The 18,019-nt window shown below is 65.1% G+C and carries 16 protein-coding genes; 7 read left to right on the top strand and 9 right to left on the bottom strand.

The window, feature by feature from the left end:
• Positions 1–80 precede the first annotated feature (80 nt).
• The 3 genes from LDZ24_RS24800 to LDZ24_RS24790 all read left to right on the top strand — a co-directional run bounded on the left by LDZ24_RS24800 (position 81) and on the right by LDZ24_RS24790 (position 4,251).
• Complete coding sequence (locus LDZ24_RS24800; RefSeq protein WP_248324542.1) at positions 81–1,187, top strand: NADH:flavin oxidoreductase/NADH oxidase; 1,107 nt, start codon at positions 81–83, stop codon at positions 1,185–1,187.
• A gap of 69 nt (positions 1,188–1,256) precedes the next feature.
• The gene (locus LDZ24_RS24795; protein ID WP_244850673.1) at positions 1,257–1,625 is read left to right on the top strand and encodes a hypothetical protein; all 369 of its coding nucleotides are present in this window, start codon (positions 1,257–1,259) and stop codon (positions 1,623–1,625) included.
• A gap of 292 nt (positions 1,626–1,917) precedes the next feature.
• Positions 1,918–4,251 (top strand): filamentous hemagglutinin N-terminal domain-containing protein, encoded by a 2,334-nt coding sequence (locus LDZ24_RS24790; RefSeq protein ID WP_248324541.1) that lies wholly within the window; start codon positions 1,918–1,920, stop codon positions 4,249–4,251.
• A gap of 43 nt (positions 4,252–4,294) precedes the next feature.
• Here the strand turns inward: LDZ24_RS24790 and LDZ24_RS24785 are convergent, their stop codons facing one another.
• Both LDZ24_RS24785 and LDZ24_RS24780 read right to left on the bottom strand, forming a co-directional pair.
• Positions 4,295–6,037, bottom strand: a complete 1,743-nt coding sequence (locus LDZ24_RS24785; protein WP_248324770.1) for a ShlB/FhaC/HecB family hemolysin secretion/activation protein — start codon at positions 6,035–6,037, stop codon at positions 4,295–4,297.
• A gap of 249 nt (positions 6,038–6,286) precedes the next feature.
• Positions 6,287–7,456, bottom strand: a complete 1,170-nt coding sequence (locus LDZ24_RS24780; RefSeq protein WP_206470712.1) for a zinc-dependent alcohol dehydrogenase — start codon at positions 7,454–7,456, stop codon at positions 6,287–6,289.
• 412 nt (positions 7,457–7,868) lie between these two features.
• On the opposite strand from LDZ24_RS24780, the gene LDZ24_RS24775 reads away from it, so the two are divergent.
• The gene (locus tag LDZ24_RS24775) at positions 7,869–8,738 is read left to right on the top strand and encodes a manganese catalase family protein (RefSeq protein WP_175945721.1); all 870 of its coding nucleotides are present in this window, start codon (positions 7,869–7,871) and stop codon (positions 8,736–8,738) included.
• A gap of 109 nt (positions 8,739–8,847) precedes the next feature.
• On the opposite strand, the gene LDZ24_RS24770 is transcribed toward LDZ24_RS24775, so the two are convergent.
• Entirely contained in the window at positions 8,848–9,999 is a 1,152-nt protein-coding gene (locus LDZ24_RS24770; protein ID WP_248324540.1) for a porin, read from the bottom strand.
• Positions 10,000–10,406: 407 nt separating this feature from the next.
• Positions 10,407–11,615 (bottom strand): zinc-dependent alcohol dehydrogenase, encoded by a 1,209-nt coding sequence (locus LDZ24_RS24765; RefSeq protein WP_248324539.1) that lies wholly within the window; start codon positions 11,613–11,615, stop codon positions 10,407–10,409.
• Between the two features lie 120 nt (positions 11,616–11,735).
• Here LDZ24_RS24765 and LDZ24_RS24760 point away from each other — a divergent pair, with 120 nt between their 5' ends.
• A complete protein-coding gene (locus tag LDZ24_RS24760; RefSeq protein WP_244850679.1) occupies positions 11,736–11,939 on the top strand; it encodes a CsbD family protein in 204 nt (67 codons plus the stop codon).
• Positions 11,940–11,954: 15 nt separating this feature from the next.
• Here LDZ24_RS24760 and LDZ24_RS24755 read toward each other — a convergent pair whose 3' ends face one another.
• Positions 11,955–13,763: an ATP-dependent DNA helicase RecQ gene (locus tag LDZ24_RS24755; protein WP_248324538.1), complete on the bottom strand. Its 1,809-nt coding sequence runs from the start codon at positions 13,761–13,763 to the stop codon at positions 11,955–11,957.
• Positions 13,764–14,115: 352 nt separating this feature from the next.
• Here LDZ24_RS24755 and LDZ24_RS24750 point away from each other — a divergent pair, with 352 nt between their 5' ends.
• Entirely contained in the window at positions 14,116–14,421 is a 306-nt protein-coding gene (locus LDZ24_RS24750; RefSeq protein WP_175945727.1) for a hypothetical protein, read from the top strand.
• Positions 14,422–14,524: 103 nt separating this feature from the next.
• On the opposite strand, the gene LDZ24_RS24745 is transcribed toward LDZ24_RS24750, so the two are convergent.
• The 3 genes from LDZ24_RS24745 to LDZ24_RS24735 all read right to left on the bottom strand — a co-directional run bounded on the left by LDZ24_RS24745 (position 14,525) and on the right by LDZ24_RS24735 (position 15,873).
• Positions 14,525–14,914, bottom strand: a complete 390-nt coding sequence (locus LDZ24_RS24745) for a hypothetical protein (protein WP_248324537.1) — start codon at positions 14,912–14,914, stop codon at positions 14,525–14,527.
• Between the two features lie 126 nt (positions 14,915–15,040).
• Entirely contained in the window at positions 15,041–15,478 is a 438-nt protein-coding gene (locus LDZ24_RS28210; RefSeq protein WP_371747506.1) for a DUF6723 family protein, read from the bottom strand.
• 53 nt (positions 15,479–15,531) lie between these two features.
• Entirely contained in the window at positions 15,532–15,873 is a 342-nt protein-coding gene (locus LDZ24_RS24735; protein ID WP_248324536.1) for a cupin domain-containing protein, read from the bottom strand.
• Positions 15,874–16,241: 368 nt separating this feature from the next.
• Between LDZ24_RS24735 and LDZ24_RS24730 the strand changes: the two genes are divergently transcribed.
• Positions 16,242–16,685, top strand: a complete 444-nt coding sequence (locus LDZ24_RS24730) for an SET domain-containing protein (RefSeq protein WP_175945733.1) — start codon at positions 16,242–16,244, stop codon at positions 16,683–16,685.
• 39 nt (positions 16,686–16,724) lie between these two features.
• Here the strand turns inward: LDZ24_RS24730 and LDZ24_RS24725 are convergent, their stop codons facing one another.
• Positions 16,725–17,924, bottom strand: a complete 1,200-nt coding sequence (locus tag LDZ24_RS24725) for a polysaccharide pyruvyl transferase family protein (protein WP_248324535.1) — start codon at positions 17,922–17,924, stop codon at positions 16,725–16,727.
• Between the last annotated feature and the right edge of the window lie 95 nt (positions 17,925–18,019).

Here is an 18,019-nt window from a genome sequence, read left to right as displayed (position 1 = left end):
GGCGGTTCGCGCGCATGGCACCGCATGCCGGAATATCGATTGCTGCCCTCTCCGACCACCTGTCATTCCGGAGACTCCCTATGCCACAAGCCGCTCTGTTTACTCCCACGCGCGTGCGCAACCTCGAACTGGCGAACCGCATCGTCATTGCACCGATGTGCCAGTACTCGGCCGAAGACGGCTGCATGAACGAATGGCATCTGATCCATCTCGGCCAACTCGCGTTGTCGGGCGCGGCGCTGCTCACTATCGAGGCGACCGCCGTGCTGCCCGAAGGCCGCATCACGTGGGCGGATGTCGGCCTATGGAATGACGAGACCGAAGCCGCGCTCGAACGCACGCTGAAGGGCATTCGCCGCTGGTCCGACATGCCGATCGCCATCCAGTTGAGCCATGCGGGCCGCAAGGCATCGACGGAAGTGCCGTGGGAAGGCGGCGCGCAGCTCGCGCCCGACGACGCGCATGGCTGGCAGACCGAAGCGCCCTCCTCCGTGCCGTTCGAGGAAAACGAAACGCCGCCCGTCGCGCTGGACCGCGCGGGGCTCGAGCGCATCCGCGACGCCTTCGCCGCTTCAGCGAAACGCGCCGCAAGACTCGGCCTCGACCTCATTCAGATCCACGCGGCGCACGGTTATCTGCTGCATCAGTTCCTGTCGCCGCTTTCGAACCGGCGCGACGACGAGTACGGCGGCTCGCTCGAAAACCGCATGCGCTTTCCGCTCGAAGTCTTCGACGCCGTGCGCGGCGCCTTCCCCGAGGACCGGCCGGTGACGGTCCGCGTGTCCGGCACGGACTGGGTGGATGGCGGCTGGGATATCGAACAGACCATCGCCTTCGCGCGCGCGCTGGAGGCGCGCGGCTGCGATTCGATCCACGTGTCGAGCGGCGGCCTGCACCCGGCGCAGAAGATTCCCGTCGGTCCCAGCTATCAGGTGCCGCTTGCGCGCGCGGTCAAGGGCGCGGTGAAGATGCCGGTCGTCGCGGTGGGGCTCATCACCGGCATCGAGCAGGCGGAGAGCATCATCGGAACGGGCGACGCGGACATGATCGCGCTCGCCCGCACCGCGCTCTACGACCCGCGCTGGCCGTGGCACGCGGCGGCGCAACTGGGCGCGCACGTGCGCGCGCCGAAGCAGTATCTGCGCTCGCAGCCGCATCAATATAGGGACTTGTTCGAAGAGGACTGAGGCCCCGCGCAAACGTCGCGGCGTGCTATCTTCAAGCCGTCGCGCGTCGCCGTGTCATGTGGTGCCATCATGAGTCAAGTCCGCTATCCGCTCGGACCCGACGACCGGGTGCATCTTCTCTGCTGGCTCACATGCGGCTTTCTCGGCGCGTTCTATCTCGAAGGCGCGTGGCCCGAACCGTCGTTTCAGGTGCGCGCGGCGCATCGCTGGCTGGACAACCACAACCGCGCCGCCGACTGGATCGAGACCGCCAAGCTCTCCGTCACCGCGCAGGCGCTCGCGTCGCGCTTCTGTCCGCTGCTCGATACCGAAGCGGGACGCAGCGCCATCGAAAAGATCATCGAAGGCGACGATCTCGACTACGAGAGCGAACTCGTCCAGCGCATTTTCCACGCTTGTGTCGTCCAACTGACGGACCGGCGGCGGCCCTCGCGCTAAAGTCGCGCAACCCCGCGCGCGGCGTTGTATTCGTCCGACAGAACGCCCTTCTTCCCACGCTTATTTCACTTGACAAGCCGGTTGCCCGCGCCTTGCAGCAAGCCTTCGGCCGCGCGGATTTTTTCTGCAGCGGCTATGTGCGGTAGCCCACACTTCGGCGTTCGGGCGCGTTGCTAAATTCGTGCCGCCTGCTCGCACATCGATGTTCGCCCTCTCGCTAGCCGACGACGGCGCGGCTACACCGTCAGCGGCCAAAAGACGACAAAACAAATCGACACAGCCCGGAGGGTGTATGCAGCGCAGCATCGGTTCTTTCAGTCGCGCCTCGCGGCTTCGGCCGCTTTCGGCCATCGTGCCGCTTATCGTCGGTCTTCACTGTGCGCACGCCGCGCCCCCGCTTCCGAGCGGCGGCCAGTTCGCCGTGGGCAGCGGCTCGATCACCGGCGGCGGCCGGTCGCTCGTGATCGACCAGACTTCGCCGCGCGGCGTGATCGACTGGAAGAGCTTTTCGATCGGTAACGGCCGGCAGGTCACGTTCAACAACGGCAACGGCGCGACGCTCAATCGCGTGACGGGCGGCGATCCGTCCACCATTCTCGGCCAGCTCACCGCGAGCGGCAGCGTGTATCTCATCAACCCGCAGGGCGTGGTGATCGGGCCGGGCGGCGTGGTCGCGACGGGCGGGCGCTTCGTCGCGTCGTCGCTGAACGTGAGCGATGCGGCCTTCATGAAGGGCGGCGACCTCACCTTTTCCGGCGACGGCCGCGGCGTCGTGGTGAATCTCGGCAAGATCGGATCGAGCGGCGGCGATGTCTTCCTCGTCTCGCGCACGGCTGCAGTGAACGCCGGCTCCATCGACGCGCCCAAAGGCTCCGCCGAACTGGCGGCGGGCACGCAAGTGCTGCTGCACGATTCATCGAGCGGCCAGCAGATTTTCGTGCAGACGGGCAGCCACGGCACGGTCGCGAACGCGGGCGTGATCCACGCGGCGCAAGCGAGCCTTCAGGCCGCCGACGGCAACGTCTACGCGCTCGCGGGCAACAACGCGGCGATCCGCGCGACCGGCACCGCGAAGCGCGACGGCCACGTGTGGCTCGTCGCCGATCAGGGCGCGGTGCATGCAGCGGGCACCCTCGCCGCGACGAATGCCACCGGCAGCGGGGGCACGGTCGAAACCCGCGCGGCCACGCTCGATGTCGCGAACGCAAACGTTGTCGCGGGCGAGTGGTCGCTCGCGTCGCCGACCTTGACCATCGACAGCGCCACCGCGAATGCGTTGTCGCGCGGCCTCGCCAACGGCACGTCCGTGAATGCGCAGTCCGGCGGCGATCTGACCGTGAACGGCAACGTGCGATGGAACGGCAACGCGTCGTTGACGCTCGCCGCGGGGCATGGCGTCACGGTAGCGCAGACATCGACTATCGCGAACACGGGCGGCGGCAATCTCATGCTGCGCGCCGATGCCAAAGGCGTCGACAACGGCGGCAGCGTGACCAATCGCGGCAAGATCGACTGGTCGGGCAGCACGGGCATCGTGAGCGCGCTCTACGACATGAACGGCAGCTACGCGCCCGGCACGCTGCTCACGCACGCCGGCTGGACGGCCGCGCCGTATAGCGGCGTCGTCACGCAGATCACCGCGTACAAGCTCGTCAACACGCTCGCCGATCTCGGCCGCGTGTCGCAGAACCTCGCGGGCAACTATGCGCTCGGCAAGGACATCGACGCGAGCGCGACCGCGTATCCCAACTTCTTTACGCCGATCGGCGCGACGGCCGCCACGCCGTTCACCGGCCAGTTCGACGGCTTCGGGCACACCATCGACCAGCTCGCGGTCAACGACTCTTCGTCGTCGGGCTACGTCGGCATGTTCGGGGTGATCGGCGCGAGCGGCGTCGTGCGCGACATCAAGCTGACGAACGCCAGCGTGGGCGGCGGCGCGCCCGGAACCTACGGCCTGCTCGCCGCGCAGAACAACGGCCTCATCACGTATGCCTCGACCTCGGGCGACTTGTCGTACGGCGGTTTCGGCGGCGGCGGAAACGGCGGGCTCGTCGGCGCGAACAACGGCCGCATCGAGCGTTCGTCGAGTAGCGCGACGGTCGGCTTCCAGGGGCCGTCGGGCGGCCTCGTGGGCGTGAATACCGGGACCATCGCGCAGTCGTATGCGACGGGCAATCTGACCGGCGGCTCGCACGCATCGGTGGGCGGGCTCGTCTCCTTCAATAATGGCACCATCACGCAGTCCTACGCGACCGGCAGCACGGGCGGCCAGACCGGCGACGGCGGACTGGTCTACGACAACGGCAGCGCGGGCGTCATCAACGAGTCGTTCGCGGTCGGTCAGGTCGGCGGCGGCGGACCTCCGTTTGCCGGGTACGGCGGCATCGCGGCGATGAACGAGGGCGTGATCGGCAACGTGTACTGGAACCGTGACACGACGACGCTCACGAACGCCGTGGCCCTCAACAACGGTACCGCGCCGGGCGACGCGAACGGGCTCTCGAACGCGCAAATGCGCATGCCGGGCAACTTCGCGTCGTGGAACTTCGGCGCGGGCGGCGCGTGGACGATGCCCGCCAACGCGACGCATCCGGTTCTGAGCTGGGAACGAGCGCGGCCCTGAGGCGTCTCGCACGAAGCGCGAAGGGCGGGCAGCCGCCCGCCCTTCAACTTCCGATCACGACGAACACTTCGCCGAGCGGCGCCTTCGATCCGTTCGGCACGACCGCTTTCAGCGGAAAGCCGAACGTTCCCCGCACGCTGACGAAGCGCCCCATCTGAAAGCGAATGCCCGCGCCGACGCTCGCGAGCGATGCGTTGTTTACCTCGCCCGCTTCGGGAATGCGGTTCCACACGTGTCCGGCATCGAAGAAGACGAACGGCTGCAGCGCCGCGACGCCTAGGGTGAGCGCGGGCGCGCGCATTTCCGTCTGCACGTTCCAGCCGCGATCGCCTTGCGCCGCATACGGCTCGTAGCCGCGCACGGTCGCATCGCCGCCTAGCCCGAGTTCTTCGCTCGGCAACAGCGTGTTGCCGGTCCACTGAAATAGCCCTCGCGCGGACACCGAAAATCCCGACGCCCCCAGCGCCGACTCATGCTGTCCCGACAGTTGCACGTACTGATAACGCGGCGTCGCGCCGAGCCGCGCGGCATCGAAGGCGGCTTCGTTGTTGCTGCTGTCGAGACGGCCGGGACTCGCAAAGAGCGACGCGTTCAGATGCGTGCCGCCCGCCGGGTCGCCGTTCGTGAGATCGTAGGCAAGCACGAACTGGTGAATATGCGTGTTCGCGTTGAACACCTGAAAGCCGCCGAATTCGAGGTCGTTGTTCGAGCGCTTGAAGTCATAGCCGAACTGGATCTGCTGCTGCCACGCGCCCGCGTTGTCCAGCGGCGGAAGCAGGCGGTCGTAGCGAAAGCTCAACTGCGAACTGATGCCGGTCTGTCCGTAACTGTCCGGCAGGCGCGGCGTGCTTTGCGCGAACACGCCGAACAGTTCGATGCGATCCAGCCACGGCAGCGGCGCGAAGAAGTTGAACGCATGCGCGACGAAGCGCGCTCGGTCGGGCCGTCCTTCGATGTCCGGATTGCCCGAGAATAGGTCGTTGCTCGCCGTCGCCTGATAGCCGATGCGCGCGTCGATGCCGAACAGGTTGCCGTAGTCGAAGCCCGCGAGAAACCGGTCTCGTCCGAGATCGCGCACGCCGTCGTTGTTGTAGCCGCCGTAGACGCGCAGCGGCAGGCGGTCGTCCGTTTGCAGCACGACGTCGGTCGTGTTCTGCGCCTCGCCCGGCGCATAGATGACATCGACCCGGCGATACGGATTCGCGTTGAGCAGCGCGAGCCCCGCTGCGACATCGGCCTCGTGGATCGGCTCGCCGCTCGCAAGCGGCATCTCGCGCGTGAGCAGCGCATCCGAGAAATAGCGGTTGCCCTTCGCCATCACGCGCCCCGCGCGGAACTCGGCGACCGCGATGGTCACCACGCCGTTGCTCACGTCCTGCTCGGGCACGTAGACATCGACGAGCGGCTGTCCCGCGGCGCGATATCGCTGCACGACCGCGCGGCGGATCTGCGCGAGACGTGCGAAGGTGAGCGGCTTGCCGAGATCGGCGGCGAAAGTGTCGAGGAAAGCCGCGTCGAGGAGCGGAAGGTCCGTGGACGTGATCGCGCCCTGCGCGGCGGATCGGCGATGGCCCGATGCGGCCTCGCCTGCGCGCGCGAACGCAATGCCGCGCAAGTCTTCGATCGCGACGGCCGGCGATTCGTCGGCCGGCTGCTGCGGCGGCTGCGGCGCGCGCGGGCGCTCGGCGGCGGGCGGCGCGATCGGCGCGACATCGCGATAAGCCTGCGCGGCGGCATCGCCGATATGCGCGCACAGCACCGCGACCGCGACGGCCAGCGCGCGCATCGGCGGGAAAAGACGCGTCATGCGCCGCGAAGGCGCATGGCCGAACTCACGACGCGGCGGGCAGGCGAGCCGCGCCGCGCATTGTCAGCGTGTGTCACGCCGCCTCCGATGCTGTCCGTTGCTGGGCCGCCGACTATATATCGGCGGCGGTCCGGCCCGCCAGCCTGCGTCCGGCGTGAATGTGCGAAAGCGCACGGTAAGCAGACGAATCGCTCGCATCCGCTTACGCGCGCGCAACGCATCACGCGCTCACGGCTTAAGCACGACCTTGATGCAGCCGTCTTCCTTGTCGCGGAACGTCTTGTACATGCCCGGGCCGTCCGCGAGCGACACCGTGTGCGTGATGACGAACGACGGGTCGATCTGCCCGTCCTGAATGCGCTTGAGCAAGTCGTCCGTCCAGCGGTTCACGTGCGTCTGACCCATGCGCCACGTCAGTCCCTTGTTCATCGCGGCGCCGAACGGAATCTTGTCGATGAGCCCGCCGTACACGCCCGGCACCGACAGCGTGCCCGCCGGACGGCACACGTAGATCATTTCGCGCAGCACGTGCGGCCGGTCCGTCTCCAGCATCACGGCCTGCTTCGCGCGGTCGTACATGGCATCGACGGAACGCGTCGCGTGCGATTCCATGCCCACTGCGTCGATGCATTTTTCCGGACCCTTGCCCTGCGTGAGTTCGCCCAGACGTTCCAGCACGCTTTCTTCCTTGAAATTGATGACGGTCGCGCCGCCCGCGCGCGCCATCGCGAGGCGCTCGGGAATATAGTCGATCGCGATCACCTGCTTTGCGCCCAGCAGCACCGCGCTGCGAATCGCCATTTGGCCGACCGGGCCCGCGCCCCAGATCGCGACCGTGTCCGTCGGTTCGATATCGCATTGCACGGCGGCCTGCCAGCCGGTCGGAAAGATGTCGCCGAGAAAGAGCACTTGCTCGTCGGTCAGGCCGTCCGGAATCTTGACGTGCGTCTTGTCCGCGAACGGCACGCGCACGTATTCGGCTTGTCCGCCGGGATAGCCGCCCGTCAGGTGCGTGTAACCGAAGAGGCCCGCTGTCGTGTGGCCGAACACCTTGTCCGCGACATCCTTGTTGCGATTGCTGCGTTCGCACACCGAGAAATTGCCGCGCTTGCACTGATCGCACTCGCCGCAAACGATCGTGAACGGCACGACGATGCGATCGCCCTTCTTGAGCGCGCTGTTCCCCGAGCCGACTTCGACCACTTCACCCATGAACTCGTGGCCCATGATGTCGCCGGATTCCATGCCAGGCATGAAGCCGTCGAAGAGATGCAGGTCGGAACCGCAGATTGCGCACGTCGATACCTTGATGATGGCATCGCGCGGGTGCTCGATGACCGGGTCCGGGACTGTCTCGTAGCGGATGTCTTTCTTGCCTTGCCAAATCAGCGCCTTCATTGTTTGCCTCCAGCGGGAGTGAAAGGTCGGATCGCGTGTTGCATCTGGGAGCAGCAGGTTGCCGCGACCGCAAACAAGTTCAGCAACGCGTGTTCCGCGCTGGCGGCCGCAATGATGTCCATGACGCGCATCCGACATCGCGCGCAGCACGTAAGCGATGCAATAACGCGAACGGCGCAGTGGGTCCGTCCTTTGAGCCGCGACATGCCCCACGCCTGTGAAACGCCCGCGCGAACCGCGCCGCGCGTCGCCCCTATCGACGCGATTGGAAAAATCCAACGGCTCGGCGCGCCGTGGGAATACCCACTGCTGTTCACTCGATGCGCCCATCCGGTTCTAGCGCTGGACGCTCGATGGCGCTTCCCCGCATCGCTTGTTTGGACCTCTCGCACTTTCATCGAAGGAGCCTGCCATGTTCATTCACAACAAACGTCTGCAGTACACGGTGCGCGTTGCCGCGCCCAATCCCGGCCTCGCCAATCTGCTCCTCGAGCAGTTCGGCGGCCCGCAAGGCGAGCTTGCCGCCGCCATGCGCTACTTCACGCAAGCGGTGACCGAAGACGATCCGGGCCGCAAGGACATGCTCTTCGATATCGCGACCGAAGAGATGAGCCATCTGGAAGTGATCGGCAGCATTGTCGCGATGCTGAACAAGGGCGCGAAGGGCGCGCTCGCGGAAGCGGTAGAGCAGGAAGCCGAGCTGTATCGCTCGATGACGGGCAACGGCAACGATTCGCACACGACCGCGATTCTTTATGGCGCGGGCACGCCGCTGACGAACTCGGCCGGTTACCCGTGGACGGCGGCGTATATCGACACCATCGGCGAGCCGACGGCTGACTTGCGCTCGAACATCGCAGCCGAAGCGCGCGCGAAGATCGTTTATGAACGCCTGATCAACGTCACGGATGATCCCGGCATCAAGGACGCGCTCGGCTTTCTGATGACGCGCGAAATCGCGCATCAGAAGTCGTTCGAGAAGGCGCTGCATTCTATTCAGCCGAACTTCCCGCAAGGCAAGCTGCCCGGCGTGCCGGAGTTCACGAGTGTGTACTTCAACATGTCGAAGGGCGACGACGCACGCGGCCCGTGGAACGAAGGCGGCGACTGGAAGTTCGTCGAAGATCCGCAGCCCGCAGTCGATGGCGGCGACGGCACGGCGAGCGTGACCGTGAGCGAGATGGAGAAGGACGCGCTCACCACGATGGCAACGCGCACTGCGTCCGACCCCGCCGCCGACCCGGTAACGGGCGCGGACCTGGGCTCGGGCAAGGCAGTCTGACGCGCGCATCGCGCGACGCCGCCGCAAGAACAAACGGCCGCGATCGTGACGATCGCGGCCGTTTGCGTTGGTGAAGCGTTGGTGAAGCCTTCGTGAAACTCGGTGCAGCTTAGAACCGGTGACGCAGACCCACCGCAGCGGCGACCTGATTCTGCGAGGTCGACGGCGACAGCGTGTTGATGATCGCGACGTTCGCGCCTGCGTTGCCGAGCTGGCCGGAGGCATGCTGATACACGCCTTCGACATAAACGTCCGTGCGGCGCGACAGCGAGTAATCGGCTTGCAGCGAGACGGTATGCCATTTCGGATCGCCCGTGCCGTTCGATCCCGTGAGCTTGCCGTCCGTGTACGTGTAGGCGGCGTCGAGGTTCAGCGCCGGCGTCAGCGCGTAGCGGCCGTTCAACTCGAAGTTGTTCAGATGCAGGTTCGTGCCGGTCGGCAGCGTGAACGACGTGCCGCCCTGCGACGCCGCGATCAGGCCGTCATAGTGCGTGTTCGTCCACACGAAGCCCACCGTCGCCGGACCGTACGCGTAGTTCACGCCTGCGCCGAACGTGCGTTGCAGATCCGCCGTCAGGTTGCCCTTGTTGCTCTGCCCCGCCGTCACCGCGCCGCCCGTGTTGAAGTTGCGCGAGTTGTTGGTTTGCAGGTAAGCCGCCGCGAAGTTCAGCGGGCCGGCCGTGTACGACGCGCCCGCGCTCCATGCGCGGTTATTCGAGAACTGGCCGGCGTCGTTGCTGAAGCCGTACAGACCGCCGAAATTGAAGCCCGCGTAATTCGCGCTGCGATACTTGACCGAATTCTTGATCGAGAACGAGTTGTCGAGATTGTCGTTATCGAACGGATGCGCGCTCAGGTTGTTGCCATAGCCCGCGCCTGCTTCGGAAAGCGGCCCGAGAAAATCGACCATCGAATCATATTGACGGCCGAGCGTGACAGTACCGAACTGATCGCTTTGCAGACCGACATACGCCTGGCGATTGAACATGCCGTCCTGATTGAAGCCGCCGTTATTCAGGTTGAAGCCGCTCTCCAACTTGAAGAGCGCGTGCAACCCGCCGCCCAGATCTTCGCTGCCGCGCAAGCCGAAATACGTATCGGAGACGGAACCGCTGCCTTGTTGCCAATTGCTGTGGCCCCCGGCGTTATTTGCATACACGAGGCCGGCGTCCAGCATGCCGTATAGCGTGACGCTGCTTTGTGCCTGTGCCGAAGCCGCAAAGGCGCCGAGCACGCCCACAATGAGGAGATTTCTTTTCATGGTTGCTGTGTGTCCTGATTTAGAGCAAAGGCTTCCCGAGGCGATGCGCCTTGTCCCCGGGAGGCTCGACACACTTTAAGCAAAGCGCTCTCATACGTCGCGTTATTCGACGCGTTTCGCCAAGTAAGAATCTATTGCTAAAACTGGAATGAGCCTGCTCGAGCGCGGGTTAATGCTTTACGGTCAATCGCTTAGTGCCATTGAAACTTAACCGTCGATGATTTGGATGTTGCACATGGACCACGTTATTCATGCGCCAGTTGGAGAGGTGCTTTGCAGATGAGCGCGTTGATCGACGCAATCGCGCTCGCTAATCTTTCGAAGGTCTAAAGTCTTTGACACGAGTTGCAGTCTGAGGACACGGGGCGGTTTCGCGAGAGGAGACCGCCCCGCTTTTCCATTACCCGTCAAGCAGCAGGATCGAGCTTAACCTTGATCCAGCCCGGCTGGCGCAGATCGAATGCCTTATAAGCCTCGATGACGTTCATCATCGGCTCGCGCGTCGTCAACACGCGAAGCGGATCGAACGAGCCGTTGCTCACGCGCTCGATCAAGGCCGGCGTGATCGAGCGATGGTTGCAGTTGCCCATCTTGATGGTGAGATTCTTGTTCATCGCGATGCCGAGCGGGAAGAAGCGATCGTTCGGCGGATACACGCCGATCACGCCGAGCGTGCCCGCCTTCGCGAGCGCGGCAACGGCCCAGTCGACGGCCTGCGTCGGCGCATTGCCGGGCGTCCAGTTGTTGCCGTCCTGATTGCGCTCGGGCGTGACCGTCTGGCTTTCCTGTTCCGCCTGCTTGATCTTGTCTTCCGACGCGGCCGGCCCGCCTTCGGGATGCACCGCGTCCACGCCGACCGCGTCGATTGCACGATCCACGCCGATGCCGTTGGTCAGTTCCAGAATCGCCTGCACCGGGTCTTCCTGATCGAAGTTCACCGTTTCCGCGCCCTGCGCGCGCGCCATGTCGAGACGATCCTGCAAGCGGTCCACAGCGATCACGCGGCCCGCGCCGAGCATCCATGCGCTCGCAATCGCGAATTGGCCCACCGGCCCCGCGCCGAACACGGCGACGGTATCGCCCGGACGCACCTCCGCCAGTTGCGCGCCGAAGAAGCCGGTCGGAAAGATATCGGAGATGAGAATGGCGCGCTCGTCGTCGACGTTTTCCGGCAGCTTGATGAGGCTCGCGTTCGCGAGCGGCGTGCGCGCGAACTCGGCTTGCAGGCCGTTGATCGGGCCCGTGGCTTTCGGTCCGCCGTAGAACGCCGTGCCCGCGGACGGACCGTTCGGGTTCGCGAGGTCGCATTGCGCGGTGTAGCCCTGCCGGCAGTACCCGCAGCATCCGCATGAAATGGTCGACGGAATCAGTACCCGATCGCCGCGCTTCAGGTTGCGCACGCCCTTGCCGATTTCTTCGATGATGCCCACGCCTTCGTGACCGAGGATCGTGCCCGGCACCATGCCGGAGAACGTGCCGCGCACCATGTGCAAGTCGGTGCCGCAGATGGCGCTCGCGGTGAGCCGGACCACTGCGTCGTGATTGTGCTGAATCGTCGGGTCCGCTACGTTGTCGAGCGATATGTTGCCTATGCCGTGAAACACGACTGCTTTCATCGTCTGACTCCCGGAAAGGTTGATCGAACGATGATTCAGCAACACGCGCGCCCGTAAGCTCGGGCATAACCGTTGCGACGAACGGTATGTTGAAACCGCTAATCCCGAAAGGAGAGTCACATGAACAAGGACACGACCGAAGGCATCAAGGAACAGGTGAAGGGCTGGGTGGATACGGCCATCGGCACCGTGACCGGCGACGAGGACCGCAAGCTCAAGGGCGACGTCGAAATCACCAACGGCGCGAACCGTAAGGACTACGGCGATCAGAAGGACAACATCGAGAAGGGCGTCGAAGATCCGGGCGAGCCGACCAACACGTAAGCCCGCTCTTTCCCGTCACGCCGCGCGCTTCACATAGCGCGCGATGAAGGTGCGCGTCTCGTCGTCCGGGAAGCGCACCGCCACCCGATCCGCGCTCACCATCTCGACGACGCCATCGCCATAGCGGCGCACACGCACGCGGTCGCCCTGACTGAACGTTGGTGCGCTTCGCTTCGGCTTCGCTTCTTTCTCGTGCTCTTCCGACAGCGCCTGTTCGCGCACTTCGCGCGGGCTCTCCTGCACTTCCGGCGGATGCAGGCAGTTGTCGCAGGAACCGCACGCGCCGCCGCCGAGTTCGTCGTCGGGCGCCCGATAGTTCACTTCCTGCTTTCCCGCGGACGGCTGCGGAGCAGCGTCGTCCACGTCGTCGGCGAAATAGTCGAGCAGCATGCGCCACCGGCACCGCGCGCTCTGCGCATAGGTGATCATGCGTTCGAGCACCGCGCGATCGCGTCCTGCCCGCGCGGCGTAGCCCTGGGCGGCGTCGTCCAGTTGCGCGATGGCCGCGCCGTCGTCGATCAGCTTCATGCCGCCGCGCCGCGTGCGACGCGTCACGCCCATGTCGTTGAGGAGCGTGGCCGCGACGCGCAGCTTGTTCACGCCGACGTGCGGCAACGCTTCGCGCAGTCGTTCCAGCGGCTTTTCGAGCGTCTGGCTCGCGTTCTCGCGCGCGAGGTCGCGCACCGTCTCCGCCACGCGGCGGATCGTCTCCGCGCTCGGATAGCGCCCGCCGAGAAAGAACTGCTGAACCTGCTTGTCCTTCAGTTCGAAGAGCAGGATGCACTTGGCCGGCTCGCCGTCGCGGCCGGCGCGCCCGGCTTCCTGATAGTACGCGTCGAGGCTGCCCGGCACCTGCGCATGCAGCACGAAGCGAATGTCCGGCTTGTCGATGCCCATGCCGAACGCATTGGTCGCGACCATCACGCGTGCTTCGTCGGCCATGAACGCGTCCTGCGCTTCGGACCGCGCGCTCGCCGCCATCTTGCCGTGATAGCGCTGCGCCGCGACGCCCGCCTCGCCGAGCGCGGCGTGCAGCGCATCGCATTCCGCCACCGTCGCGCAATAGATGATGCCGCTGCCATCCAGCGTGCTCGCGAGCTCGATGGCGCGCCGGCGCTTGTCCTCGGGATTCGTCAGTTGCTCGACCGAGAAATGCAGGTTGTCGCGGTACACGCCCGTATGGATCACGTTGGCTTGGCGCATCTGCAATTCGCGCACGATGTCCTCGATGACGGCGGGCGTCGCCGTCGCGGTCAGCGCGAGCACGGGCGGGCGGCCGAGCGTCTTCACGGCGTGGATCAGCTCGACGTAGGCCGGGCGGAAGTCGTGGCCCCACTGCGAGATGCAATGCGCCTCGTCGATGACGACGAGCGGCACCGACGGCATGTCCTTCGAAGTGAGCGTCGCGGTGAATTCCGCGTTCACGAGCCGCTCCGGCGTGACGAAAAGGATGCGGACCTCGCCTTGCGTGACCGCTTGCATGGCTTCGCGCTCTTCTGTCGTGGACAACGTGCTGTTGAGGACCAGCGCTGCTACACCGGCTTCGGTCAGCTTTGCGGCCTGATCGCGCATGAGCGAGATGAGCGGCGAGACGACGACCGTCATGCCGTCCAGCTGCAAGGCCGGCAATTGATAGCACAGAGACTTGCCGGCGCCGGTAGGCATGACGGCGAGCGTGTCGTGGCCGTCGAGAACGCTGCGGATGACTTCGTCCTGGCCCGGCCGCAGATGAGGAAAGCCGAAAACCTTGCGAAGGGCGGTTTCGAGTTCACGGTCGAGCGGTTTGCGCGCGCGGGTGGCGATGCTGCGGGTGGTGTCGTTCATGTCGATGGGTTCGAGTGGCGCGCTGCGCGGTTTGCATCCGGTGGATTCACTAAGAAAGGATGGCACGCGGCGAAGGGAGCAAGCGCCAGACCCACGGCAAACGTTTGAAGAAACCACCATGCCGCGTGTAAAAGTTTTCGCATCGGTCCGTGCGCTAGCCGACGCACGGCTGCATTTGACGTCGGATGTATCGGCCAAATTAAGTCCAGACGAATAAGGGTGAACGCTAATACCGGCGGGCCTGAGCGCACGTCCGTTTCATTTGGAAACACATTTATCGGTGCGAAAAAGCCGCGAAGGTACGCACCTTGCTCATGTAGTTGTTTTCCGAATTCACGCTGGACGCTTCCTTATGACACGAACCCTCGCCGCCGCCCCCGCCTTCCGACAGCGTCGCCCGGCCCAGCTCGCAGAGCGCGAACTCAAACACCTCGAACTGATCCTGGCGAGTTTCGTGGAAGGCAGCGCCGCGCCGGGACGTCTGCCGACGAAGTATTGGGACATGCGCGTGGCGCAACTCGACAGCGACTACGAGCTCGTCCCCTCGCAAAGCCAACGCGTCGCCACGCTGCAACGCAAGCTGGCCTTGCTCGATTCGGCGCTCGGCTCCGCCGCTGCCGATGCTCAAGAGAAGCAGAATCGCCGCGTGGCCGCCTGAGCCGTTTGAGCCGTTCGAGCCTTCCGACGGCCGCAGTTTCCCGCCTAATCGACGCACGCTGTGCCAGCGGGCGTCAGCCAAAACTGAGTGAACCGAGCGGCGCTTACTTAGCCCGCCGGATCAGCGCGCGTGCCACATTGGCCGCGAGATCCGCGCGGAGCTCGGCCCACTTGCCGAGCAGCGACGCATCGTTGGTCAGGAAGTAAGGCGCTTCCGCAAAATTCGTGTTCTTGCCATCCGAGCTCGCGACTTCGAAGACGCGCATGTCCAGGTCATCGCACGTGCCCATGCTCACGAGTTCGCCGAACGAATGCACGCCCGCGATGGCGACATTCTGCACGCCCACGCCATGCACTACCGCGATGACCGTCTTTCCCATGCGCCAGGCGGCTTCGCGGCTGTCGGCCATGACGAACGCGATACCCTCGACAGGCGCTGTCAGCGTCACGCGAAAGAGCCGTGATTTGCATACGTCACTGAGTTGAGTGGTCATGTTGGCCGCCGGCGGAAGAAGGAACTCGATAAGCGCGAAGAGCGACATGTTAGCAAGTCATGCTCCCGGCTAGCCACCGCTTCAAAGGCAATGGCTTTGCGAGTTCCGCCGACACACGAACCTCGATCACAGCTCGGGGCGCGCGAGATCGGCCTGCACGACCTCGTCGCCGCGGCGCTGCGCCGCTTCGATTGCATCCGACTTCGACGCGTAGGGCCCAAGCGTGTCCGCGCCTTCGAACGGAAACAGCAATCGCCCGTCCGTTTTTCGCACGACCTTCAAGGTGCCGTAATAGCCGCTTGCCGCACTACCGCGATACGACGCATAAATCTGGAAGTCACTCTCACTCGCGCCTGGCGTCGGCGCGACGATGCGGGTGGGGAAATAAACCAGCTTGGGGCGTCTGCCACTCGAATACGTCACGAAAATCACCGGTTGAACGCGCGTGAACCTATGCCTTAGTTTCGGACGAGTCAGCCCGGGCGCGGCTCGTCGCATCACGATGCGAACCACGCTGCGCGCCTGCCGTCGGAAAAGAACGTAGGAAAGGAAATTCAGCTGCATTCAGATTGAGCAATTGGCAAGCCGGATCGGCTGTCCAGGACGCGCGCCTCGGCCTATGCGCGCGGATCGTCGCAGAACACGGTCGTCGCGTGCTTTCTTTCCACGGTGAGGTTCACCGAGCGCGCGCCGAGCGGACGCGTGCGATGACGCACGCCCGCCGGAACCGTCAGCAGTTGTCCGGCGTGGACGTGCATCGAGCCGTCTTCGAGGTCGATCACGAGCGTACCTTCGGTGACGATGAACGTCTCGTCCGAATCGGGATGCAGATGCCATTCGTACGGCGAGGTCATCACGCTTATGTGGACTTCGTGGTCGTTGACGGTGGCGACGATGCGATTGAGATAGCCGTCGTTCGGCGTGCGAGCGAGCGTCGTCAGATCGATGGGCGAGATCATTGCGGCTCCTTCCGTGCGATGCGGTTCGTTCACCGAGCCTAGTCGAGCGTGAGCGCGCGGCGCAAACGAATCGTTTTCGCTTCGTTGCGAAGCGGGCTCACACAATTGGTCGCACTCGCCGAAGCCCTCTGCGCTCGTCGCGCTTAAGATGCCCGAGTCAGCCGCAAACTCCGATGAGCAACAGAGGAAACGGAACGAATCGTCACACGCGCCACCCTATGCCGCCGCAATGCAGTTACGATAGCTCGCGAGCACTGCGCGTCCATCGCTGCGTGCGCGAACGTGACGCCGGTCCATGAGGACGCCATCATGTCGATGCGGCTTCTTCACGGCCGACTTTCATACCCAACACTGCGACTCGCCACACCATGCGTCGAATCACTGTCCGAACATCGCCCGTTCATGGCCGGGGCGTCTTCGCCCTCGCGGATCTGCCCGCGGGCGCGCTGCTCTTCGAATACAAAGGCAAGCGTCTTTCGTGGAAGGAAGCGCAACGCATGTACGAGCGTTCCAACGCCGAGGACGGTCATACGTTTCTTTTCGGACTCGACGACGGCCGCGTGATCGACGGTGCGCGCGGCGGCAATTCCGCGCGCTGGCTCAATCACAGTTGCGCGCCGAATTGCGAGGCCGAACAGGACGGGGAGCGCGTCTTCATTCGTTCGCTTCGCCCGATCGGCAAGGGGCAGGAACTGTTCATCGACTACCGGCTCACCGTCGAAGGACGGCGCACGGCGGCGCTCAAGCGCCTCTACGCGTGCCGATGCCTCGCGGCCAATTGCCGGGGCACGATGCTCTCCGACGAACGGTGACCTGCGCCGCACGGCGCGCTTTGAGTCCGCGGGCACGCTTCAATCGCGGCGCATGGCATCGGCCCGATACAGGCGCGCCAGTTCCCGAGCACGCTGCCTGAGCGCCTCGCGATCGGCGCTCGACGCATCGCGCATGGCCGCTTCGAGTTCGTCGATCGACACGGCGCCCGGCGCGTTCGCGTCGTCCCACGTTTGCGCATAGGCGGCCTGCTTGCCGGTTCGCGCCGCTTCGTCCGGATGAAGCATGTTGATGCGAGGCAGTCCATACGCCATCGCGACGATCCGTCCGTGCAGGCTGCTGCCCGCATAGCCCGCGCTCGTCGCGATCAATGCGCAGATGTCCCAAATGTCCAGCGACCGGAAGACGAGCGCACGATGCTGCATGCGTGCCGCAAGCCGCGCGTATGCGTCGATGTCGTCGTGCCACGGCGCCGCGCCCGCGCGAAACAACACGATGCCGAGGCCGGTCGATGCAGCGAGCGCATCGAGTGCGCGCGCCAGCCGGTCGAGCGTCGCGTCGTCGGCGAAGTCGGCGCTGAACTGCACCGCGAGGTGGCCGCGCGGACACGCCCGTCGCACGTCGGCCGACGGGCCGAGGCGGGCGCGCGAGGCGATGCGTGAATCGAAAAGCTCGGCAATCATCGTCACCGGGTCCGGAACGAGCCTCGCTTCGATGCCGGCCGCACGCAGCATCGCTTGCGTGTGCTCATCGCGCACGCTCAGGTCGTCGGCGCTGCGCAATGTGCTCACGACTTCGTAGCGCAGCGCAGGCTCGCGCGTGTCGAGCGACACGCCCCCCACCGCATTGAAGCGAATCGACGACGCCTGCGGCCATGTTTCTCGGCCGACGACATACGGCGCGAGCGCGTCGGAATCCAACAGCGTGCGCGCATACGCCGAGCGCTCCTCGGCCCGCGCGCCGTATCGCGCGATGGTCGCCTGCGCGTCCTCGGGTTCGTTGAGCATCACGGCGGCTTCCCACGCGTCGCAGGTCAAGAGTTCGCCGCCGGCATGCACGAGCGTGACCGGCTTATCGCGCAGATGTCCGGCGAGCGTGCCGAGCGCCGCGACCGCATGGCCGCCGTATCGGCGCAGGTCTCGCGCGGCCAGTCCCGCAAAAAGCGGTTCGGCGTCAGGCAGGCGTTCGAGAAGCAGACGCTGCTCGACATGCGCGAACAACATGTCGCCGAAGTTGTGGCGGTCGAATGCGCCGAAGATCACGACGGTGGCATTGAGCAATGGGCTTCCTCTGTCTATTCGATGCGTGAGCGACAACGAGCCGGCTTCGTTCGCTTGACGCGCCGCAGTCCTGCGCCTATACAGGACGTTCCCGC

Origin of the sequence: Caballeronia sp. Sq4a, assembly GCF_023170545.1 — a bacterium.
Taxonomy (GTDB): domain Bacteria; phylum Pseudomonadota; class Gammaproteobacteria; order Burkholderiales; family Burkholderiaceae; genus Caballeronia.
Note: the sequence above shows the minus strand (reverse complement) of the source record. Positions and strands in the feature narration are given on the sequence as shown.